Below are 20,941 nucleotides of genomic sequence, written 5' to 3'. Positions count from 1 at the left end.
CACGCCTCTTACCGATCGTCGACGAAATTCCCCTACGGCACGGATCGGCCCAGCGTCGCCCTGGCATGTTCGAGCACGTCGGCGAGCGCGGCGTCCCAGTCGGCCTTGGGCGTCCAGCCGGTGGCCTCCGTCAGGCGCGTCGCATCGCCGGCCGCCACCGGGATCTCCGACGGGCGCATCCGGTCCGGTGCGACCCGGACCTCGAACGGCACCCGCGCGTGCCGGCGCAGGTCGTCCACCACGCTGGCGATGCTGCGCGGCCGCCCCGAGGCGACGTTGAACACCGACCCGTCCGCGATGTCCAGGCCGCGCCCGATCAGATCGACATAGGCCCGCACCACGTCGCCGACCGGCAGGAAGTCGCGCTCGGCCGCGAGGTTGCCCACCGCCAGCACCGGCGCCACAAGCCCGGCCTCGATCCGCGCGATCTGGCCGGCGAAGGACGGCACCACGAAGCGCTCGTCCTGGCCGGCCCCGATCTGGTTGAACGGCCGCAGGATCACCAGCCGCACCTCCGCCTTGGCCAGCAGGTCGCGCAGGATCGTCTCGCCGAACCACTTCGAGCGGGCATACGGCCCCTGCGGATCGGGCACCGCCGCCTCGGTCAGCGGCCGGCCGGCCAGGAACGCCCGGCCGTAGACCTCGCCCGAGCTGACGAACAGGAAGCCCGCGCCGGGGGCGGATCCCGCCACCGCCTCGGCGAGGTTCAGCAGCCCGACGAGGTTGACCCGCCAGGTCTCCCCCGGCGCATCCGCCGATTGCTGCACCGAGGCCATCGCGGCCAGGTGCAGCACGTCGGTCGGGCGGAACGCGGCGACGCTGGCGTGCAGCGCCGCCTCGTCCAGCAGGTCGACCGTCTCGTAGGCGACCCGCTCCGGCAGGACGGCCGGGCGGCCGCGGCCGATGCCGAGGATCCGGTCCGCGGCCCCGGTGCCGGCCGACAGCGCCGCCAGCGCGTGCCGCCCGACGAAGCCGGCCGCCCCCGTGACCAGGATGCGCTTCACGGGCGCACGCGGCTCCGCACGCGGGCCGGGGCCGTCGCGCTGCGGCGCAGGCCGGTCACGTGCGCCCGCCCAGGCGCTTCAGGTCGGCCTCGACCATCTCCTGGATCATCGCCTCGAGCGAGATCTCGGCCTTCCAGCCGAAGGCGGCCTCGGCCTTGGCCGGGTTGCCCAGCAGCACCTCGACCTCGGCCGGCCGGTACAGCTTCTCGTCGATGACGAGGTGGTCGTCGATGGCGAGATTCACATGCGCGAAGGCGAGCGCGCACATGTCGCGCACCGTGGTGGTGCGGCCGGTGGCGATCACGAAGTCGTCGGGCTTGTCCTGCTGCAGCATCATCCACATCGCCCGGGTGTAGTCCTTGGCGTGGCCCCAGTCGCGCTTGGCGTCGATGTTGCCCAGCCGCAGCTCCTTCGCCAACCCGAGCTTGATCCGCGCGACCCCATCGGTGACCTTGCGGGTGACGAACTCGACCCCGCGCAGCGGGCTCTCGTGGTTGAACAGGATCCCGTTCGAGGCGTGCAGGCCGAAGCTCTCGCGGTAGTTGATCGTCATCCAGTGCGCGTAGAGCTTGGCCACGCCGTAGGGCGAGCGCGGGTAGAACGGCGTCGCCTCGCTCTGCACCTGCTCCTGGATCAGGCCGAACATCTCCGACGACGAGGCCTGGTAGTAGCGCGCGTCGGGCTTGAGGGTGCGCACGCATTCGAGCAGGTTGACCGCGCCCAAGCCCGTGATCTGCCCGGTCAGCAGCGGCTGCTGCCACGAGGCGGTGACGAACGACTGCGCGGCCAGATTGTAGACCTCGTCCGGCTGCACGGCTTGAACGATGCGGGCCAGGCTCGACAGGTCGAGCAGGTTGCCGTCGTGGAGCTCCACGTCGTTCTCGATCCCGAGCCACTTCAGCCGGTGGTCGAACACCCCGGCATGGCTCGAGCGCCGCACCACCCCGTGCACCGCGTAGCCCTTCGACAGCAGCAGCTGCGCGAGATACGCCCCGTCCTGCCCGGTGATGCCGGTGATCAGTGCCGTCTTGGTGCTCATCTGCGAAGCCTCTCCCTCTGAACGTGACATTCCGTCGGTCGATGAGCGAGAGGCCGCCGCGATCCGCGACTGCATATCCGCCGGCACCCGGGCCTTCAACGCGTGAACGGCCCGACATCCGTGGCCGATCCGCGGGCGGCGTGCGGGTCCGCGCCCCCGGCGGCCGTCGCGTCGCCCGCGGCGTCGCGCGTCCGCCGCCTGCGCGAATCATCCCGCCCTCTCGCGAACGATGCGGAAGGTTTGGCCAAGGACGCCCGTCCCTGCAACCCAAGCGAGTATGATCGCGCGAGATAGCTACCGAGGCGTGCTTTCGGTGCCGCCGGCGCGCTACCGCGCGCCGATCGCGCTCAGGTCGCGCCGTCCGTCGCGGCCCTCCTCGGCGGCCGGCGGGCGGAACCGGCCGGCGATCTCCGAGAACGCGTCCTGCATCCCGTCGAGGCCCTGCACCGTGACGATGCTGGAGCCCGGCCCGAGCGGCGGGATGAAGCCCGCCTCGGACAGGGTCCTGAACACCGAGAAGTTCAGGTCGTTCTGCACCTTCTGGCCGAGGCTGACGTCGACGATCATCACCACGAGCTCGAACTCGAGGAACGGGTCGCCGATCTTGCGGAACACCACGCGCGGCGCCGGCTCCTTCAGCACGTCGGCGTGCTGGGCGGCGCAGGCGAGCAGCATCTCGGCGGCGCGCGCCGGGTCCTGGTTGCGCAGCACGTTGACCACCAGCGAGACCCGGCCCGTCCGGTCGCCGCGGACGCGGTTCTTGACGATGCCGGAGATCAGGTTCGAGTTCGGGACGATCACCGCCGAGCGGTCGAAGGTCTGGATCTCGGTGGAGCGCACCGAGATGCGCTTCACGATGCCCTCCGAGTCGCCGATCACCACCTGGTCGCCGACGCGGATCGGCCGCTCCCAGAGCAGGAGCAGGCCCGAGACGAAGTTGTTGACGATCGATTGCAGGCCGAAACCGATGCCGACCGAGAGCGCGCCGGCCACGATCGTCAGCTTCTCGAGGCTGAGGCCGAGATAGGAGAAGGCCAGCGCCAGGGCGAGCAGGAAGCCGCAATAGCCCGACACCGTCGAGATCGAGTTGCGCAGGCCCGCGTCGAGGTCGGTGGCGGGCAGGTAGACCTGGTCGAGCCAGCGTTGGACCGCGCGGGTGATGGCGATGCCGAGGACCAGGATCCCGAGGCCGAGCGCGATCGTCGAGAGCGAGATCGTGACGTCGCCGACCTTGAAGCCGAAGAAGGCCTGCCGGATCGAGGAGACGATGTCGGTCGAATCGAGGCCCCAGGGCGCGAGCACCAGGAGCGCCACGATCAGGAACAGCAGCACCCGCGCGGCACCGGTGGAGAGCACCGCGATCTGGTTGAGCGAACGCTTGCGTAGGCCGGTATTGGCCTGGAGCGCGGTGGCGAGCCGGGTGTCGTCCGAGAGCGAGCCTCCGACGAAGGTGTCGGCGCTCTGCACCAGCAGGTAGAGCAGCACCAGCAGGCTCGCGGTCCAGACCAGCTGGTCGATCACGAACGCCGCGAAGGCGACGTAGCCGACGAGGGCGGCGACGCCGATGACGGCCACCGCCGCCCAGCCGACGAGCCGGGCCGGGCCGCCGATGCCGGTGGTGGTCTTCGTCGGCACGTAGGGGCCGAAGCAGGCCTCCTCTTCCTCCTCCTTGTCGGCGAAGCGGTGCAGGCCGATGGCGAGGATCAGCGCGGTGGCGACCGCGCCGATGCCGCGGGTGGCGATCGAGATCGGCAGCGCCGCCGAGATGCCCGAGTTCAGCGCCTCGATCGACTTCACCACGGTGATCACCGTGGCGATGCCGACCGCGAGCCGCGTCACCCGGATCGCCGCCGCGTCGCTCACCGGCGCCGGCCGCCACTGCGGCTTGTCCGGCGAGAGCAGGCCGTCGCACAGGGCCTCGACGAAGGCGATGAAGGCGAGGCCGGCCAGGATCGCGCCGGCCACCGGAAGCAGCCGGGAGGGCAGCAGGTCGGTGGCGTCGAGGGCGTAGTACACCGTGTAGGATCCGATCACCGCCGGCACGGTGCCGAGCAGCAGCACCCGCCACGCGCCGAGCAGGGTCTGGCGCCGGCTCGGGTCGGTCATCGCCGCGTCGCGCCGGCCGAGCCGCGGGGCGATGTTGCGCCGGCCGAAATACAGCGCCACGGACACGCCGAAGGCGAGGCCGAGCATCAGCAGGTTGCCGAGCGTTCCGTTGCGCGAGAACAGCAGCAGGATGTCGGACAGCGCGCTCTGGAGCGAGCGGATGTCGCGGGGGACGTCGGCCGCGACCCGGCTCCAGAGCTGCGGGCTGACCAGCGCCTGGCTGCGCTCGAACAGCCCCTTGGTGAAGGATTCCCGGCGCCGGTTCGAGACCCGGTCGATGATCTGGTCGCCCTGGACGAGGAGCGAGCGCGCCAGCCGCTGGGTCTCGTCGATGCGCGAGACCGCCGCGTCGCGCTCGACCCGCTCCTGGGCCACCTCCGGGCTCTCCTCGACGTCCTTCGGCTTCGGCCCGAGCTGGGTCAGGCGCTCGCGCGCCGATTCCAGCGGCGCGTCGAGACGGCCGATGATCGTGCGGATCTCGTCGGTGACCGGGCCGACGCCGTCGCGGATGGCGGAGAGCTCCGGCGTGCCGAGATCGGTGCGGGCCAGCTCCTTCTCGCGCGCGGCGAGGTCGTTCTTGGCCGCGTCGAGCCTGGCCCGGACCGCCTTGAGCGCCTCGGACATCTCGGGTTTCGGAGGGGCCGGCTTGGCGTCCGCCGGTTTCGCCTCGACCGGCTTGCCATCCGAGGACTTGGCCTCGGCTGGTTTGCCGTCGGGCGCCTTCTCGGCCTTGGCGGGGGCCGTCGGCTGCGCGGCGGGCGCCTGCGCCTGCACGAGGCTGGGCGCGAGCAGCAGCGCCGCCAGCCAGGCGACGATCACCGGACGGATCGGGCTGCGCAGGCGCGTTTCGCGGGCGGTTCGGCTGCGCGCGGACGGGCGACGGCTCATCGAATTCCTTGGGTGCTCGGCGGTGGGGCAGGGTGGGGCGGGAAGGGGCGTGGGCGACGCGGCGCTCGTCCGCGGCGCCCTGCCGCAAAAGACGCTTCGTGTCGCCGATCAATGGGGCGAAAGCGTGCCACGTCGGCCCGAGGGCGCCAGGGGGAGACGATAATCCTCTCTCCCGGCGCCGTCCCGACGCGGTCGCGGAACGCGCCGACCATGCCGGCTAGCGATCGGCGGGCCTCCCCCGCAGCGGCGTATCGCTCGGGCGCGTTCACGTCGCCGTGAGATCGAAGAGGCGGCGGGCCGCGCCCGAGCCCGCCCGCCGAGACGACCGGGCGGGCGCCGCCGCCCTGTCCCTTTGAGAGGCAGCGCTATCATCTCCGCGCGTAGCATCGTTTTAATGATAACCAGTCATGAACAGCGCGTACCGAGCAGCAAGGTAGGCTGAAATAGAGACCCGAGCGACGCAAATAGCGCCGAACGGGTCTGGAAATAAGAAAATAATCAAGCGTCAAGATCGGGAAGTCGCGTCGAGCAAAGACACCAGCACACTTGCCTGAAACGTCGGGCGTCATCCGACGATCACGGCAGGATTTGACCAACAATCGAAATCCACCCCGGGCATGCGCGCCCTGCGCACACGTGCCGGCGGCATCGCCTTGCCTGTCCAGATCTCTGCGTTGCGTTCCTTGAGGACATACCGGCCGTCATGCCCAGCCATCGACCCTGCGACCGCCCCGCTGCGCGCCTGCACCGCGACCTCCTGACCACGACCGCCTTGGCCCTGGCGCTCGGCCTCGCCGCGACGGGCTCGGCCTCGGCACAGGCCTACAATGCCGGCACCGGCGCCACCTCGGCCGGAGCGAATTCGACCGCGGTCGGCCCGAACGCGGCGGCCGGCGGCGACGAGTCCTTCGCCGGCGGCTACAACGCGAGCTCGTCCGGTGCCGGATCCGTGGCGATCGGCTCGGGCGCCGCCGCGCAATCGGCGACGACCAACCAGGGCATCATCAACTACCGGGACGCCAACGGCGTCGGCAACCCGACGGCCGGGACCGGGGGCGACATCCGGAACGGCGCGAACGGCAGCACCACGCCGCCGGGTCCCGGTGAGGTCAATGCCGGCGCGCAGCCGTCGGGCACCGCGATCGGCAAGAAGTCCACCGTCGGCGCCGCCGGCGGCGTCGCCGTCGGCTACAACAACGCGGCCGGCACCGGGACCTTCAACTCGACCGCGATCGGCGCCAACAACGCCGCGTCCGGCTCCTACGGCGTCGCGATCGGCTACGCCAACATCGCCACCGGCCGCTCGACCCTGTCGCTCGGCACCAACAACCAGGCGCTCGGCGACGTCGCCATCGCCCTGGGACGGCAATCCTACGCGGTCGGCGACTTCTCGTTCGCCCAGGGCTTCATCGCCAGCGCCTACGGGCAGGATGCGCTGGCGCTCGGCCGGCTCTCCGTCGCCGGCGAGACCGGCGGCAACCCGACCGCCAGCAACATCGCGATCGGCGACAATTCCAACGCCGTCGGCGGCTCGGCGCTGGCGCTCGGCAGCGGCGCCTCGGCGACCAAGGCGCGCTCGGTGGCGCTCGGCGCCGGCTCGATGGCGCTGCGCGGCACCTTGAGCGGCACCGAGGCCTACACCACGACCACCCTCTCCTCGGCCAACACCGAGCTCTCGGTCGGCGCGGCGGGCGCGGAGCGGCAGATCACCAACGTCGCCGGCGGCCAGCAGGACACCGACGCGGTCAACCTGCGCCAGCTCCGCTCGGTCGGGAACGGCGTCGCCGGGAACGCGACCGCGCTCGGGGGCAGCTTCGGCAGCGACGGCACCTACACGGCGCCGAGCTACAGCTACAACGGAAAGCCCTACGCCACCGTGCCCGGCGTCGTCGGCGCCATCGACCAGCTCGGCCTGCGCTACGACACCGACGGTTCGGGCAACCGGCTCGCCAGCATCGACCTGACCCGCGGCGGCAGCGTCGGCTCGGCGGTCGGCATCACCGGGCTCGCGCCGGCGACGACCGACAGCGGCGCCGTGGCGCTGTCGCAGATGCCGCTGCGATATTCCACGTCGGCGGACCCGACGACCGCGAACCCGGCCACGCCCTCGAACGACGCGACGCTGGTCGGCGCCAACGGCGGCGCTCCGGTCGCCCTGCACAACGTCGCCCCGGGAAACCTCGCCTCGGGCTCGACCGACGCGGTCAACGGCGGCCAGCTGTTCACGACGAACCAGGCCGTGGCGACGAACGCCGGCAACCTCACCGCGCTGCGCAGCGGCCTCGACGCCGGCACGATCGGCCTCGTCCAGCAGGATGCCGCGAGCCGCACCATCACGGTCGGCTCGGCCACCGACGGCAGCGTGGTCGACTTCACCGGCACCGCGGGCGCGCGCCGCCTGACCGGGCTCGCCGCCGGCAGCGCCGACGGCGACGCGGCGACGGTCGGCCAGCTTCGCCTCGGCGGCAACGCCGTGATGCAGATCTTCGGGGCGGGCGCCGCGTTCAACCCGGTGACCGGCGCGTTCACCGCCCCGGCCTACGCCGTCGGCGGCCAGACCTACGGCGACGTCGGCTCGGCGCTCGCGGCGACCAACCGCCTCGCGGTGCAGTACGTGCCGGACGGCGCGAACAACCCGACGGGCGTGGTCGACCTCGCCCGGGGCAACGGCGGCAACGCGGTCGCGCTGCGCGGCGTCTCGGCCGGCCGCCTCGCCGCGGGCTCGACCGATGCGGTCAACGGTGACCAGCTCTACGCGACGAACCTCCGGGTCGCGACCAACACCAGCGACATCGCTACCAACGCGGGCGCGATCGGCACCCTGCGCCAGGGCATCACCGACGGCACGATCGGCCTGGTGCAGCAGGACCCGACGAGCCGCGCGATCCTGGTCGCCGCGGCGACGGACGGGGCGCTCGTCGACTTCCGCAACAGCGCCGGCAACGGCCGCGTCCTGCGCGGCGTCTCCGCCGGCGCGGTCGCCGCCGGCTCGGACGAGGCGGTCAACGGCAGCCAGCTCTACGACACCAACCAGGCGGTGGCGGCCAACGGCGCCCAGACCAGCACCCTGCAATCGGCGATCGGAGCCGGCACGATCGGCCTGGTGCAGCAGGACCCGACCACCCGCGACATCGCCGTCGGCGCGGGTACGGACGGCACCCGCCTGACCCTGCGCAACGCCTCGGGCGGCACCCGCCTGCTCACCGGCCTCAGCGACGGCACCATCGCCGCCGGCTCGGCCGATGCGGTGACCGGGGGGCAGCTCTACGACACCAACCAGGCGGTGGCGGCGAATGCCAGCGGGCTCGCCGCCACGAACGGCAACCTCGCGAGCCTCCAGAGCGGCATCGTGCAGGGCACGATCGGCCTGCTGCGGCAGGACCAGGCCAGCCGCGAGCTGAGCATCGGCGCCGCGACCGACGGCACGGTGCTGAACCTCGCCAATGCCGGCGGCACCGGCCGCACCGTCGCCGGCGTCGCGGCGGGGACGCTGTCGGCGGCCTCCAACGAGGCGGTCAACGGCAGCCAGCTCTACGCGACGAACCAGGCGGTCGCGGGCCTGTCGGCGGGGGTCGCCAACGGCACCGTCGGCCTGGTCCAGCAGGACCAGGCGACGCGCGGGCTGACCGTCGGCGCCAATACCGACGGCACCACGGTGAGCTTCGCCGACCGCAACGGCACGGCGCGCACGCTCACCGGAATCGCCGGCGGCCGGATCGCCGCGGGCTCGACCGAGGCGGTCGACGGCGGGCAGGTCTACGGGCTCTCCGCCTCGCTGGCCAAGAGCCTCGGCGGCGGCGCGGGCGTGGCCGCCGACGGGTCGGTGACCGCACCGAGCTACGCGATCCAGGGCTCGCGCTTCGGCGACGTCGGCTCGGCGCTCGGCAGCCTCGACGCCGCGGTGACCAACCTCAACACCGTCGGCAGCCGCTACGTGGCGGTGCGCAGCACCGGTGCCGCGGCCCAGGCCACCGGCGCCGACAGCGTCGCCATCGGCCCGGCCTCGGTGGCGAGCGCGGCCGGCGGCGTCGCGCTCGGCGCCAACGCGGTCGCCCGCCGCGCCGGGCTCTCGGGGGCCGCCGAGGCGTTCTCGGGGGCCGCCGTCGCCTCGACCGCGGGCGCCGTCTCGGTCGGGGCCGAGGGCGCGGAGCGGCAGATCGTCAACGTCGCCGGCGGCACGCAGGACACGGATGCGGTCAACCTGCGCCAGCTCCGCGCGGTCGGCGGCAACCTCGCCGGCGCGCTGGGCGGCGGCGCGGGCTTTGCCGCCGACGGCAGCTTCACCGGGCCGACCTATGCCATCGGCGGCAAGGCGTATTCCGGCGTCGGCGACGCGCTCGCGGCGGTCGACACCTTCGCCGTCAAGTACGACGTCGACCCGGCGACCGGCGGGCGCGGGCAGTCGCTGACGCTGGCCGGCAGCGACCCGAACCAGCCGGTGCTGATCCGCAACGTCGCCGCCGGCGTGCTGCCGACCGACGCCGCCAATCTCGGCCAGGTCACGGGGCAGGTCGCGACCGCGAAGGCGCAGAGCTTCGCCTATACCGACCAGCGGGTGCAGGCGAGCTACGCCGCGAGCACGGCTTACACCGACGCCCGCGTCGCGCCGCTGGAGAAGCAGATGACCGCCTTCGGCAGCCAGCTCGCCGGCCTGCAGAACGAGGTCGGGCAGGTCCGCCAGGAGGCGCGCCGCGGCGCGGCGATCGGCCTGGCCGCCGCCTCGCTCCGCTTCGACGACCGCCCGGGCAAGCTGAGCATGGCCGCCGGCGGCGGCGTGTGGCGCGGCGAGGGCGCGGCCTCGATGGGCATCGGCTACACGCTCCCCGACGGGTCCGCGCGGGTCAACGCCACCGGCGTCGCCGCCGGCCGCGACTTCGGGATCGGCGCCGGCGCCAGCTTCACCCTCAACTGAGGCCGGCGATGCGCGCGCACGCCACCGCGGCGGCGGCCCTCGCGGCCCTGCTGCTCGCCGCGCCCGCGTGCGGCCAGGGGCACGGGCCGTCGGGCGGAGACGGCCCCCTCGGGTCGATCGCGATGCGCGGCACCGTCTCCACCGACGACCCGCCGCGCGCCCAGTTCGCGGCGCCGGCCTACCGCGTCCACCCGCCGGAGGGGGCGCCGCCGCCGGGCGAGGCGCCGGGCGACACCCGCCGGATGATCCAGGCCTTCGGCGGCTGGACCCTGATCTGCGACGAGAACCTGCGCCGGCGCCGCCGGGTCTGCAACGCGTCGCAATCGATCGTCGACGGCGACGGGGTCTTCGCCTTCAGCTGGTCGCTCGCCGCCACCAGCGCCGGCGCGCCGGTCTTTGTGGTGCGCGCGCCGGTCGGGGCGTGGTCGGCCCACACCGTCGGGTTGGCGTTCGGCACCGCCGAGGAGACCGTGATCCGCCTGGAAAGCTGCAACGCCAGCCTGTGCCTCGGCTTCCTGCCCGTCGACGAGGCCCTGCGGCGGGCGATCGCCGGGCGCGCCGCCGTCCGCGTCCGCTATCGCAGGAGCGAGAGCGCCGCCCCCGTCGCCATCGCGACCTCCCTCGACGGCCTCGCCGCGGCGATCGCCGGCATCAAGTAGCCCTCTCCCGCGCAGGCCGGCTTCAGCGCTGGGCGCGGGCCAAGTACCCGCGCCAGCCGCCGTAGCGGCCGATCTCCTCGGCGCCGACGACGCCCTCGGCCTCGACCAGGAACCCCTTCGGCCGGGTGCCGTCGGACAGGTGCAGGGTGCCGATGCCGAGGGGCTCCGGGATGGCGGACACGAAGCGGCCGAAGGCGTCCGGCGACAGTTCCCAGACCTCGGTCTCGATCGCGACGCCGGTGCCCGCCGCCACCCGCAGCAGGCCCGGCCGGTGCGGCGGCCCGCCGGGCAGCGCGTAGAAGCGGTAGTCCGGCGCCGTCGCGACCGCGCGCAGGAAGCGGGCGCCGAGGCGCGTGAGCTCGCCGTTGAGGGCGAGGCCGGAGAGGTGCGCGCCGACCACCGCCAGCTCGATCGCCTCGCCCGCCGCCCGCCCCGCCGGCTCGGTCGCCGCCGGCACCGGCACGGCGCTCGCCCCGATCGGCACGCCGGACGCCGCGTGCAGCCGGGCGCCGAGCGCCGCGAGCAGCCCGTCGCAGCCGCGGGGGGCCAGCAGCGTCACCCCCGCGGGGAACGTGTCGGCCCGGAAGCGCCCGGGCACGGCAAGCGCGCACCAGTCGAGCAGGTTGACGAAGTTGGTGTAGGTGCCGAGCTCGCTGTTCGGCCCGATCGGGTCGGCGGCGAGGTCCGCCACCGTGCGCGGCCGCGGATAGGTCGGCACCGCGAGCACGTCGACCGCGTCCCAGACCGCGTCGGCCGCCCGCCGCAGCTCGGCGAGGCGATAGAGCCCGCCGAAGGCGTCGGCCGCCGAGAAGTACTTGGCGTTCTCGATCACGGCCCGCGTCGTCGGATGCAGGATCTCGGGCCGCGTCTCGATCACGGCGCGGATCGCCTGGTAGCGCTCGGCCACCCACGGGCCGGTGTAGAGCAGGCGCGCGGTCGCGAACATCGGCGCGAAGTCGACCGGGCGGCCGGCGCCGACGAGGGCTTCGAGGTCGGCAAGGCTCGCGGCGAAGGCCGCCTCGGACAGGGCGTCGCCGGCGAAGTCCAGCCCCTGCGCATCCGGCACGCCGAGGCGCAGGCCGGGCGGGACCGCGGACGCGGCGGGCACGGGCAGGCTCCGCGAGAACGCGTCGGCGGGATCGTAGCCGGCCATGGCGCGGAAGGCGGCGTCGGCGTCGGCCACGGTGCCGGCGAAGACCGAGAGCGTGTCGAGCGTCCGGCAGGCCGGGACCATGCCGCGGGCCGAGACGCTGCCGAGCGAGGGCTTCAGGCCGACGACGTTGTTCAGCCCGGCCGGCACGCGGCCCGAGCCCGCCGTGTCGGTGCCGAGCGCGAAGGCGACGAGGCCGCGGGCGACCGCCACCGCCGAGCCGCTGCTGGAGCCGCCCGGCACGTAGGCCGGGTCGAGGGCGTTGCGCGGCACCGGGTAGGGCGTGCGCACGCCGACCAGCCCGGTGGCGAACTGGTCGAGATTGGTCTTGCCGACGAGGATCGCGCCCGCCGCCAGGAGCTTTTCGACCGCGTGGGCGGTCTCGGTCGCGGTGTAGGCGAAGCCCGGGCACGCCGCCGTCGTCGCCATCCCGGCGACGTCGACGTTGTCCTTCACCGCGAACGGGATGCCCCAGAGCGGCCTGCCCACCGGGTCGAACGGGCCGAGCGCGGCGAGCGTCGCCGCGGCCTCCGCCTCCGGCACCAGGCTCAGGAAGATGCCGGGATCGTCGGCGGCCGCGATGCGGCGGTAGACTTCCGCCAGGATCGCGCGCGGGTCGTCGCCGGCGGCGTAGGCCGCGTGCAGGGCGGGAATCGTCGGGAACGGGGGCATGGCGTCTCGCGGTGTTGCTTCTCGAAAGCGATCCCATCCCGCCCCGCGTCCCGAGGCGCCCGCCCCGGCGGGTCTCGAAGGCGGCCTCCTTCGAGGCCTCCGCTCGGCTGCGGCACCTCAGGACGAGGGGGGTGGGAGCGTCGGCGCTACAATCCGGCCAGCCGCGCCGCCGTCCGGGCGATCGCGCCCTCGGGGTCGATCAGCGCGTCGAGCACGGTGAAGTGGTTCGCGCCCGTCACTGGGATCAGCGGCCCGTCCAGCCCCAGGGCGTGGCGGGCGGCGTGGTAGGCGTCCGACTGGCGCCGGAGCTCGGGCAGCTCGTCGGCGCCGTACAGCACCGCGACGGGCGGCGCGCCCGGGCTCAGGTGGCGGATCGGCGAGAGCGCCGCGATCTCTTCCGCGCTCAGGCTCAAGGCGTCGTTGAGATTCGTGCCGGCGATCGGCGCGAGGTCGAAGAGGCCGCTGATCGCGAGCCCGGCATCGGCCCCGTCGGCGACCTGCGCGGCGAGGTGCCCGCCGGCCGACCAGCCGGAGACCACGAGCCTGCGCCCGCCGCCATCGGCGCGCAGCAGCGCCAGGGCGGCGCGGGCCTCGGCGACGATCGCGGTCAGGCTCGCCTCCGGCGCCAGGGTGTAGCCGACCAGCGCCACGTCGAGCCCGAGCGCCAGCGGCCCCTCGGCCATGCAGGAGAACCCGCGCCGGTCGTTGCGCTGCCAGTAGCCGCCATGGAGGAAGGCCAGCATCGGCGCGCTCGGCTGCCCGCAGCGGAACACGTCGATGCGCTGGCGCTCGCCCGGCCCGTAGGCGAGGTCCAGCGCCTCGGCATGGCGCTCGCGGAACGCGGCGCTGCGCGCGCGCCAGCCGGCGACGATGGCGGCGCTGTCGGCCACCGCACCGGAATTGTCGTAGGCCCGGCTCAGCGCCGCGCGGTCGAGGTCTTGCCAATCGGTCGTCTCGGGCATGGTCGCCGGCCTCTGGTTTGCGATCGTGCTCAGGCCGCAGCCGTTCGATCGGGCGCCAGGCCCTCCGAAGCAGGCGCGGGCCCCCTCTCCCGGGCGGGAGAGGGCTGGGGTGAGGGATGAGAACCGTCCGGAGAGGTCACGCCCCTCACCCCCACCCTCTCTCCCTGGGAGAGGGGGCCGCGTCGCGGCTCCGAGACGGATACGATCCTCGCTGCCGCAGCCACCTCAGGCCGCCTTCGGCGCATGGTGGCTGTGGAGCTGGGCCGAGAGCATGCGGCGCACGTCGTTGAAGGCGGGGCTCGACACGTCGCGGCGGCGGGGGAGGTCGATCGCGTGCACCGCCTCGATCCGGCCGGGGCCGGGCGACATCATCACGATGCGGTCGGCGAGGAAGATCGCCTCCTCGATCGCGTGCGTCACGAACAGCACGGTGAGGCCGGTGCGGCTCCACAGGTCGAGCAGCTCGTCCTGCAGCCGCTCGCGGGTCATCGCGTCGAGCGCCCCGAACGGCTCGTCCATCAGCACCACCTCGGCCTCGTTGGCGAGCACGCGGGCGATGGCGACGCGCTGCTTCATGCCCCCCGAGAGCTGGTGCGGGTAGGCGTCGGCGAAGGCCGCGAGGCCGACGAGGTCGATGTAGCGGGCGGCGGTGTCGCGCACCTCCGCGGCCGGGCGGCCCCGCGCCTTCGGGCCGAAGCCGATGTTGTCGCGCACGCTGAGCCAGGGGAACAGGCCGTAATCCTGGAACACCATCCCGCGGCTCGGGCCCGGGCCGGGGATCGGCTTGCCCCACATCAGGGCCTCGCCGCCGGTGGCCGCCTCGAAGCCGGCCACGATCCGCAGCAGGGTGGACTTGCCGCAGCCCGAGGCCCCGAGCAGGCAGACGAACTCGCCGCGGCGCACGGTGAGGTTGGCGCCGCGCAGGGCCTCGGTGCTGCGCCCCTGCGAGCGGTAGGTCTTGGAGACGTCGCGCACCTCGACGATCGGCAGGGTCGGGTCAGCCATCCGAGGATCTCCGGTTCTCAACCATGCGCGGGGCTCCACGCGAGCAGGCGGCGCCCGATCTCCATGACGATCCGGTCGGAGACGAACCCGGCGACGCCGATCACCACCATGCCGCAGATGACGATCTCGGTGCGGGAGAGCTGGCGCGCCTCCATGATGATCGCGCCGAGACCCGTCTGCACCCCGGTCATCTCGCCCACCACGATGACGACCCAGGCGAAGCCGAGGCCGAGGCGCAGGCCGGTGAAGATCGAGGGCAGGGCGGCCGGCAGCACGACGCGGGCGAACTGCGCCGTCCCCGTGCATCCGAGCATGGCCGCGGCCTCGAACAATCGCGGCTCGACCGAGCGCACGCCGAAGATCGTGTTGACGAGGATCGGGTAGAACGCCCCGAGGAAGACCAGGAAGTAGGCCGAGCGCGGCCCGAGTCCGAACAGGATCATCGCCAGCGGCAGCCATGCGGTGACGGGCACCGGCCGCAGGATCTGGAAGGTCGGGTCGAGCAGCGCCCGCATCAGCGGCACGCGTCCGATCAGCAGCCCGAGCGGCAGGGCGGCGGCCGCGGCCAGCGCGAACCCGCCGAAGACGCGGGCGAGCGAGGCGGCGAGATGCGTCCACAGCGTGCCGCTGAAGGCGTCGTCGTTGATCCCGCCGACGGCCAGATCCCGCATCTCGGTCCAGACCTCGGCCGGCGGCGGGATCAGGCTGTAGGGTCTCCCGACGGTGGCGAGGTGCCAGACCAGCGCGAGCGCGACGGGGAGGGCGAGCGCGAGGGCGGGCGCCGTCAGGCGCCGGAGGATGCTCACGGCGAACGAGGCCCGGTCGCGATGGCGTGGAGCGCGGGTCCCCTCTCCCGTTCGGGAGGGGGACAGGGCGAGGGGCATGACCTCTCCGGACAGACCGGACCCCTCACCCCAACCCTCTCCCGAACGGGAGAGGGGGAGCGCCGCGTCGCCGGCGGCGGCCGATCCGGCCTCCGTCGCTGCCATCGCGCTCATGTCACGCGTCCCGCATCGCGTCGACGAAGGTGGTGTCGATGAAGCCGGGCTCGGGCAGGCGCTTGATCTGCTTGAGGGCGAGCATGTGCTGGGCGTAGGCCTCGGCCTTCTTGACCTCGTCCGGGCCGAGCTGCCACGTCAGGTCGACGTTGGGGGCCGAGATCGCCAGCGCCTCGCGCTTCTGGCCGAGCTTGGCCACCGCCATGTCGATCATCGCGTCGCGGTTCTTGGCCGCGAACTCGGTGCCCTTGCGGTGGATCTCCAGCATGGTGCGCACGAGGTCCGGCTTGCTCGCGATCGTGTCGCGGTGGGTGCCGAACACCATGTTGAGCGAGCCCATCGCGGTGCCGTAGGGGTACTCGACGAGCTGGCCGACTCCGCTCGACAGGCTGACGCCGGGGGCGGGCTCGGCGCCGACATAGGCGTCGATGTCGCCCCGCGCCAGGGCGATATGCATCTCCGAGAACGAGATCCGCACCGGCACGATGTCCCGGATCGACAGCCCCTCCATCCGCATGCGCTCGAGGGCGAACACCTCCTGCGTCGAGCCGGGCCACAGGGCGACGCGCTTGCCCTTGAGGTCCTTGATCGCGCGGATGTCGGAATCCTTCCTGGAGATGATCGCCATGCCGCCGTTGCAGGTCGAGGCGATCACCGTCAGCGGCTCGCCGGCGGCCGCGCCCAGCGTCGCAGAGGCGATGCCGAAGGTGCCGAAATCCACCGACTTGGTGACCACCGCGTTCTTGCACTCGGTCGGGCTCTCGAACGGGATCACCTCGACCCGGGTGCCCGCCGGCGTGAAGCGCTCGTAGAAGTACGGCGCGATCGAGTGGATCAGCTTGAGCGAGCCCATGCGGATCGTCACCGGCTCCGCCGCCCGGGCGACGAACGGGGCCGAGACCAGCCCGGCCCCGAGGCCGGCGAGGAGGGTGCGGCGGTCGATCATGGCTTCACTCCGGGGTCGGCGACGATTTGGAGCCTAGTTGCGCCGACCGTTGCAAACGAGTGCTCGTTCGGGATCGTGCCGTTGCGGTGCGGGCAACGGGTGGCCTAGGCTTGCCGGAGCGGGTTGCAGGACCCGTGCCCGAAGCGGGTCTTGGCGATGAAGCACACCCGGACGCTGGCCTGCATCGCCGAGATCGCCCGGAGCGGCTCGATCCGCCGGGCGGCCGAGCGCCTGAACATCGCGCCCTCGGCGCTGACCCGTCAGGTCCAGGACATCGAGTACGAGCTCGGCACGCCGATCTTCGAGCGGCTGGCGCAGGGGATGCGGCTCAACGCGGCCGGCGAGCTGCTGGTCCGGCACGCGCGCGACCAGCTCGCCGACCTCGAGCGGGTGCGCTCGCAGATCGCCGACCTCTCCGGGGTCCGGCGCGGGCACGTGGCGCTCGCCTGCAGCCAGGCCTTCGTCACGCAGGTGGTGCCGGAGGAGGTCCAGGCCTATCGCGCGCGGTTTCCGCTGGTCGGGTTCACGGTGCAGGTCCGCGACCACGTCCAGGCGGTGGCGGCGCTGACCGCGTTCGAGGCCGACCTCGCCCTGGTGCTGCAGCCGCCGCCCTCGGCCGACCTGCACGTTTTATATTCCTGCCGCCAGCCGCTCTGCGCGCTGATGCGGGCCGGCCATCCCCTCGCCCGCGAGACCGGGCCGGTGCGCCTGCGCGACTGCCTCGCCCACGCGATGGCGCTGCCCGACCGGTCGCTGGCGATCCGCCTGCACCTCGAGCAGGCCCTGGCGCGGCGGGGGGTGCCGCTCGGGCCGGTGGTCGAATCGAGCTCGCTCGAGTTCCTGCGCAACCTCGTGCTGCGCGAGGAGGCGGTCAGCCTGCAGGTGCCGAGCGGCATCCCCGACGATCCCCGCCTCGTCAGCCGCCCGATCGACGGGCGCGACCTCGACCCAATGGTGATGATCCTCGGGCAGCTGCGCGGGCGCCTGCTGTCCGTCGCCGCGGCGAAGTTCGCCGACCAGCTCACCCAGAGCCTCGACCGGCGGCAGGCGGGGGCCTGAGGCGCGGGAGCGAAACCGCGCCCGCCGACTTTCCCGTGCGGGCCAACCAGGACAGCGACGCCATGAAGACCGACCGACGCCTGATCTACGCGAGCGAGAACGGCGACCGCTGGTGGCTCCGCCGCGCCGACGGCGCCGAGGCCGTGATCCTGCACGAGCCGAACGCGTCGTCCGGCGGCCGCACCTCCGAGACCGCGATCGGCGCCTTCCTGCGCGCCGGCGCGGGCGGGCCGGAGCACCGGGCCCTGCTCGACCTGATCGGCACGCTGGTCGACCAGCCGCCCGCCGCCCCGCCGGCCCCCGCGCCGGAGCCGGGCGCCGCCGCGGCCGAGCCGACGCCCGGCGAGGAGCTGGCCTGATCCGACGCGCCGGCGGACAAGCTCGGAAGACCGGGCCTCAGCGCGCCTTCAGCACCATCCGGCACTCGGCCGGCAGGGCCGCCATGGTCATCGGCGGCCGCGGCTTCGGCTTGGTCTTCGCCGGCTTCGGGTGGAGGATCGCGTCGCTGAACCAGTAGGCGAGCTCCTCGCCGCAGCCGTCGCCCGGGGGCGGGGCGGCCTGGTCGCCGCAGGAATCCTGGCCGTCCGGGCAGGCGAGGCGGATATGGTAGTGGTAGTTGTGCCCGTACATCGGGCGCACCTTGCGCAGCCAGCCGCGGTTGCCGTCCGCCTCGCGGCACAGGGCCTTCTTGATCGCCGGGTTGACGAAGATGCGCGCCACCTCCGGCTGCTCGGCGGTGAGGCGGATCAGGCTCAGCCGCTCCGGCGTCCAGGTGTCGGGGTCGATGTCGAGGCGGTCCGGCCGCACCATGTCGGTGGCCGAGGTCTCCTCGCGTTCCGCCCGCGTCATGCGCCGGTCCGGCATCGGGGTGAGCCACACGTCGGCGTCGAGCCCGAGCTGGTGCGAGGCGTGGCCGGTGAGCATCGGGCCGCCGCGGGGCTGGGACATGTCGCCGACGAGCAAGCCCGGCCAGCCGACCCGCGGCGCCTTGCCGGCCAGCCGCTCCAGGAAGTCGACGAGGTAGGGCGTGCCCCAGTTCCGGTTGCGCGACAGGCGCATCACCTGCCACGTCGCCCCGTCGATCGGCAGCGCGGCGCCGCCCGAGAAGCAGCCCTTGGCATAGGAGCCGTAGGCGTGGGTCGGGCCGGAGGTCGGGCCGGTGACCCGGCCGAACAGCGCCTTGGCCGGGGTCGAGGGCGCGTCGGGATTCTCCAGCGGCGGCAGGGGTTTGGGGTTGAGGCTGCCCTTGTCCTGGGCGTGGGCGGCGGAGGCCGCGAGCGCCGAGGCGAGCGCGAGGGCGGCGGGGAGGGCGAGGCGGCGCTTGTGCATGCGGGTCTGTGTATCCGGTCCGGCGGTCGCGCGTCGAGGATCGGAACGTCGCCCGCCGCCGGGGCGTTTTTCGGGCAGACCCGTGCCGCGCCCGCCGAGCGCGGGCGCACCCACCGAGCCCGAGGCCGCCGCATGACGCCCGCACCCGAGATCCCGGCCGCGAACCCCGACGAGCAGCCCCGCAGCCTGATCGCCCACGACCGCGTCGTCGGCACCGACGTGCGCCGCCCCGACGGCACCAAGGTCGGGCGGATCGAGCGCTTGATGCTGGACAAGCGCTCGGGCCAGGTCGCCTACGCGGTGATGAGCTTCGGCGGGTTCCTCGGTCTCGGCGAGGGGTTCCACACCCTGCCCTGGGGCGTGCTGCGCTTCTCGCCCGAGCACGACGCCTACGTCGTCGACATCACCGAGGCGCAGCTGCGCGACGCGCCGCCGCGCTCGCCCGAGGGCACCGATCCGGCCGAGGACCGCGCCTGGGAGGAACGGGTCCACCGCTACTACAACGCGGCGCCGTACTGGGGCCTGTGACGCGGGCGCGGCCCGGCTACGTCGTCGGCCCGCACCAGCCCGGCAGGTAGTTGGTCTCGGGCGCCTTGGCCAAGGCCATCGCCTCCTCGAGCGCGGCCGAGAAGTCGTTCTCGACCCGCTTGGGCTTGATGTGGCGGCGGAGATAGTCGGCCCAGAGGAACTCGCTGAACGGCGTGGTGTCCTTGGCGAAGCCGCCGGCCCGGCGCAGCTCGCCGGCGAGGCTGCGGAAGGGGTCGTCGGCGAGATCCCCCATCGTCTTCGGGATCTCCTTGAACCCGACGCGGACGCCGTCCGCATCGTAGGGGTGGACCCACGATTTGTGGTCGCACACCGTCCAGAACGCATCCTTCTCGAGGTGGTGCAGGTCGGCGACCACGGTGACCAGAACGCTCGCGACGCCCTCCTCCATGAGGGCGCGGGAGAGGTGGTGGTGGTCGATGACGTAGTGGTGCTTCTTCGGCCCGAGCAGGGTCGGCACCATGTGCGCCCCGAGGAAGGCGGCGCGCTTGTCCTCGTCGTAGTCGCGCCAGCGCCGGCGCTTCTCGGCAACCTCCCGGTAGCCCACGGTCATCTGCGTCGGGCGCAGATCCGCGATCGGGACGGGCGCCAGCACCGGCTCTCGGATGGCCATCGATTCGGTGTTCCCACGGCCGGGCTCTCAAGGCCCCCGCGGCGATCTGTCATGATTCCGGTGCCGGCGGGAAGGCGCGATCGGCACCCTGCCGTTCACGGTTGCGACAGCCGGCGGCCTCGCAGCCGAGCCTTGCAGCCGAGCCTTGCAACGGCTGATTTCAGCGATGCCGTCGCCCTGCCCGCGGCACGCGCATGCGCGCCGCCAGAGCCGGGGCTCAGGTCGAGACCGGGCTGTCCTTGCGCAGGTGCCGAAGCGCGCGGAACGGCAGCAGCAGGAACTTCACGAGGGCCCGGACCGCGAGGAAGGCGGCGACCGAGGCGACCAGGGCAATGGTTTTCAACAAGGGCTCGCGCGCTCCATCCGAGGGGGTCGTCCGGCAGAATCGTCATCGCGGCGGCCCCGGCCGGGCGCCGCATCCGCGGTGCCGCTGGGGCCACGCCGTCAGGACGCGCTCCAAAGCCGGCGAGATTAAGGGGCTCGATCCCGGAACCATGCGGCCGGCGGAGCGGGCCGCCGGGCCCGCCGCGAACACGCCGCCCGCTTTGAAACCCACGCCACGCCGGGCCCGCTCCGGCGGCGTTTCGGCTCGGCCTTGCCAAAGCCCTGCGACGATCTGTAATGATGGCAGGCCCTGTCCGGTCCTCACGGGATCGTTTGTGCGCCGACGCCCGCGAACGGGCGACGGCGCGCCCTCGGCGGCGACGCTTCTCCGCCGCTGCGGCCCTGGACGGCCGGGGATCTGCACACGCGACGGGCCTCGTCCCGGCGCATGAGTTTCATGGAATTCGCGGCCGCCTCGGCATGACGGGACGGTCGAGATGGTTTTCGCGAGGTCGGGAATACAGATGGACGGAGGCACAGCATCGATTGCCGTTGCCCGTGCCGTCAGCGTGCGCGATGCGCGTCGCGCCGATCCGTCCGTTCCCCCGATCAGGTTCAACCCCAGGCGCAGCGGAAGCGCGCGCCGAGCGGCGGTTGACGGCAATCCCTTCAGTTCAGCCCCCGCGGCCTCGGTTTCGAGGCCGGCGCGAGCCCTCTCCCTGACGGCCT

16 protein-coding genes are annotated in these 20,941 nt (G+C 73.3%); 5 read left to right on the top strand and 11 right to left on the bottom strand.

Going from position 1 to position 20,941, the window contains the following annotated elements; all coding sequences use genetic code 11:
* Positions 1 to 32: 32 nt before the first annotated feature.
* The 3 genes from MKK64_RS21510 to MKK64_RS21500 form a co-directional block, all read right to left on the bottom strand.
* Positions 33 to 1,004 (bottom strand): GDP-mannose 4,6-dehydratase, encoded by a 972-nt coding sequence (locus tag MKK64_RS21510; RefSeq protein ID WP_243937112.1) that lies wholly within the window; start codon positions 1,002 to 1,004, stop codon positions 33 to 35.
* A gap of 55 nt (positions 1,005 to 1,059) precedes the next feature.
* Positions 1,060 to 2,043: a GDP-mannose 4,6-dehydratase gene (gene gmd, locus MKK64_RS21505; protein WP_243937110.1), complete on the bottom strand. Its 984-nt coding sequence runs from the start codon at positions 2,041 to 2,043 to the stop codon at positions 1,060 to 1,062.
* 327 nt (positions 2,044 to 2,370) lie between these two features.
* Positions 2,371 to 5,037 (bottom strand): DUF3772 domain-containing protein, encoded by a 2,667-nt coding sequence (locus tag MKK64_RS21500; protein ID WP_243937108.1) that lies wholly within the window; start codon positions 5,035 to 5,037, stop codon positions 2,371 to 2,373.
* A gap of 703 nt (positions 5,038 to 5,740) precedes the next feature.
* Here MKK64_RS21500 and MKK64_RS21495 point away from each other — a divergent pair.
* Positions 5,741 to 9,949, top strand: a complete 4,209-nt coding sequence (locus MKK64_RS21495) for a YadA-like family protein (protein WP_243937106.1) — start codon at positions 5,741 to 5,743, stop codon at positions 9,947 to 9,949.
* 8 nt (positions 9,950 to 9,957) lie between these two features.
* Complete coding sequence (locus MKK64_RS21490) at positions 9,958 to 10,608, top strand: invasion associated locus B family protein (RefSeq protein ID WP_147860114.1); 651 nt, start codon at positions 9,958 to 9,960, stop codon at positions 10,606 to 10,608.
* A gap of 22 nt (positions 10,609 to 10,630) precedes the next feature.
* On the opposite strand, the gene atzF is transcribed toward MKK64_RS21490, so the two are convergent.
* The 5 genes from atzF to MKK64_RS21465 form a co-directional block, all read right to left on the bottom strand.
* On the bottom strand, positions 10,631 to 12,430 hold the full coding sequence (gene atzF, locus MKK64_RS21485; RefSeq protein ID WP_243937098.1) for an allophanate hydrolase: 1,800 nt from the start codon (positions 12,428 to 12,430) through the stop codon (positions 10,631 to 10,633).
* A 146-nt stretch (positions 12,431 to 12,576) separates the two neighbouring features.
* Positions 12,577 to 13,392 (bottom strand): alpha/beta hydrolase, encoded by an 816-nt coding sequence (locus tag MKK64_RS21480; RefSeq protein ID WP_243937090.1) that lies wholly within the window; start codon positions 13,390 to 13,392, stop codon positions 12,577 to 12,579.
* A gap of 225 nt (positions 13,393 to 13,617) precedes the next feature.
* Complete coding sequence (locus MKK64_RS21475) at positions 13,618 to 14,397, bottom strand: ABC transporter ATP-binding protein (protein WP_147728329.1); 780 nt, start codon at positions 14,395 to 14,397, stop codon at positions 13,618 to 13,620.
* 17 nt (positions 14,398 to 14,414) lie between these two features.
* Positions 14,415 to 15,281 carry an ABC transporter permease gene (locus MKK64_RS21470; RefSeq protein ID WP_147844334.1) on the bottom strand — a complete coding sequence of 289 codons (867 nt, stop codon included), beginning with the start codon at positions 15,279 to 15,281 and terminating at the stop codon, positions 14,415 to 14,417.
* A gap of 115 nt (positions 15,282 to 15,396) precedes the next feature.
* Positions 15,397 to 16,341, bottom strand: a complete 945-nt coding sequence (locus MKK64_RS21465) for an ABC transporter substrate-binding protein (protein WP_147728326.1) — start codon at positions 16,339 to 16,341, stop codon at positions 15,397 to 15,399.
* Between the two features lie 156 nt (positions 16,342 to 16,497).
* Between MKK64_RS21465 and MKK64_RS21460 the strand changes: the two genes are divergently transcribed.
* Complete coding sequence (locus MKK64_RS21460; protein WP_243937080.1) at positions 16,498 to 17,400, top strand: LysR family transcriptional regulator; 903 nt, start codon at positions 16,498 to 16,500, stop codon at positions 17,398 to 17,400.
* 62 nt (positions 17,401 to 17,462) lie between these two features.
* Entirely contained in the window at positions 17,463 to 17,759 is a 297-nt protein-coding gene (locus MKK64_RS21455; RefSeq protein ID WP_187274936.1) for a hypothetical protein, read from the top strand.
* Positions 17,760 to 17,796: 37 nt separating this feature from the next.
* On the opposite strand, the gene mepA is transcribed toward MKK64_RS21455, so the two are convergent.
* A complete protein-coding gene (mepA, locus tag MKK64_RS21450; protein WP_147860117.1) occupies positions 17,797 to 18,729 on the bottom strand; it encodes a penicillin-insensitive murein endopeptidase in 933 nt (310 codons plus the stop codon).
* A 132-nt stretch (positions 18,730 to 18,861) separates the two neighbouring features.
* Here mepA and MKK64_RS21445 point away from each other — a divergent pair, with 132 nt between their 5' ends.
* Positions 18,862 to 19,257: a PRC-barrel domain-containing protein gene (locus tag MKK64_RS21445; RefSeq protein ID WP_147729430.1), complete on the top strand. Its 396-nt coding sequence runs from the start codon at positions 18,862 to 18,864 to the stop codon at positions 19,255 to 19,257.
* A 16-nt stretch (positions 19,258 to 19,273) separates the two neighbouring features.
* Here MKK64_RS21445 and MKK64_RS21440 read toward each other — a convergent pair whose 3' ends face one another.
* Entirely contained in the window at positions 19,274 to 19,888 is a 615-nt protein-coding gene (locus tag MKK64_RS21440; RefSeq protein ID WP_243937078.1) for a ParB-like protein, read from the bottom strand.
* A gap of 217 nt (positions 19,889 to 20,105) precedes the next feature.
* A complete protein-coding gene (locus MKK64_RS28140; RefSeq protein WP_279593292.1) occupies positions 20,106 to 20,231 on the bottom strand; it encodes a hypothetical protein in 126 nt (41 codons plus the stop codon).
* Positions 20,232 to 20,941: the final 710 nt, after the last annotated feature.

The organism is Methylobacterium sp. E-025, from assembly GCF_022829705.1.
GTDB lineage: Bacteria > Pseudomonadota > Alphaproteobacteria > Rhizobiales > Beijerinckiaceae > Methylobacterium.
The sequence above is the reverse complement of the archived record's forward strand: the minus strand, read 5'-3'. Positions and strand labels throughout refer to the sequence as shown.

Excerpts from the sequence above, each read along its gene's own strand:
- MKK64_RS21480 (WP_243937090.1), bottom strand. The coding sequence starts at position 13,392 with ATGCCCGAGACGACCGATTGGCAAGACCTCGACCGCGCGGCGCTGAGC.
- mepA (WP_147860117.1), bottom strand. The coding sequence starts at position 18,729 with ATGCACAAGCGCCGCCTCGCCCTCCCCGCCGCCCTCGCGCTCGCCTCG.
- MKK64_RS21470 (WP_147844334.1), bottom strand. The coding sequence starts at position 15,281 with ATGCCCCTCGCCCTGTCCCCCTCCCGAACGGGAGAGGGGACCCGCGCT.
- MKK64_RS21490 (WP_147860114.1), top strand. The coding sequence starts at position 9,958 with ATGCGCGCGCACGCCACCGCGGCGGCGGCCCTCGCGGCCCTGCTGCTC.
- MKK64_RS21440 (WP_243937078.1), bottom strand. The coding sequence starts at position 19,888 with ATGGCCATCCGAGAGCCGGTGCTGGCGCCCGTCCCGATCGCGGATCTG.
- gmd (WP_243937110.1), bottom strand. The coding sequence starts at position 2,043 with ATGAGCACCAAGACGGCACTGATCACCGGCATCACCGGGCAGGACGGG.
- atzF (WP_243937098.1), bottom strand. The coding sequence starts at position 12,430 with ATGCCCCCGTTCCCGACGATTCCCGCCCTGCACGCGGCCTACGCCGCC.
- MKK64_RS21460 (WP_243937080.1), top strand. The coding sequence starts at position 16,498 with ATGAAGCACACCCGGACGCTGGCCTGCATCGCCGAGATCGCCCGGAGC.
- MKK64_RS21475 (WP_147728329.1), bottom strand. The coding sequence starts at position 14,397 with ATGGCTGACCCGACCCTGCCGATCGTCGAGGTGCGCGACGTCTCCAAG.
- MKK64_RS21465 (WP_147728326.1), bottom strand. The coding sequence starts at position 16,341 with ATGATCGACCGCCGCACCCTCCTCGCCGGCCTCGGGGCCGGGCTGGTC.
- MKK64_RS21495 (WP_243937106.1), top strand. The coding sequence starts at position 5,741 with ATGCCCAGCCATCGACCCTGCGACCGCCCCGCTGCGCGCCTGCACCGC.
- MKK64_RS21445 (WP_147729430.1), top strand. The coding sequence starts at position 18,862 with ATGACGCCCGCACCCGAGATCCCGGCCGCGAACCCCGACGAGCAGCCC.
- MKK64_RS21455 (WP_187274936.1), top strand. The coding sequence starts at position 17,463 with ATGAAGACCGACCGACGCCTGATCTACGCGAGCGAGAACGGCGACCGC.
- MKK64_RS21500 (WP_243937108.1), bottom strand. The coding sequence starts at position 5,037 with ATGAGCCGTCGCCCGTCCGCGCGCAGCCGAACCGCCCGCGAAACGCGC.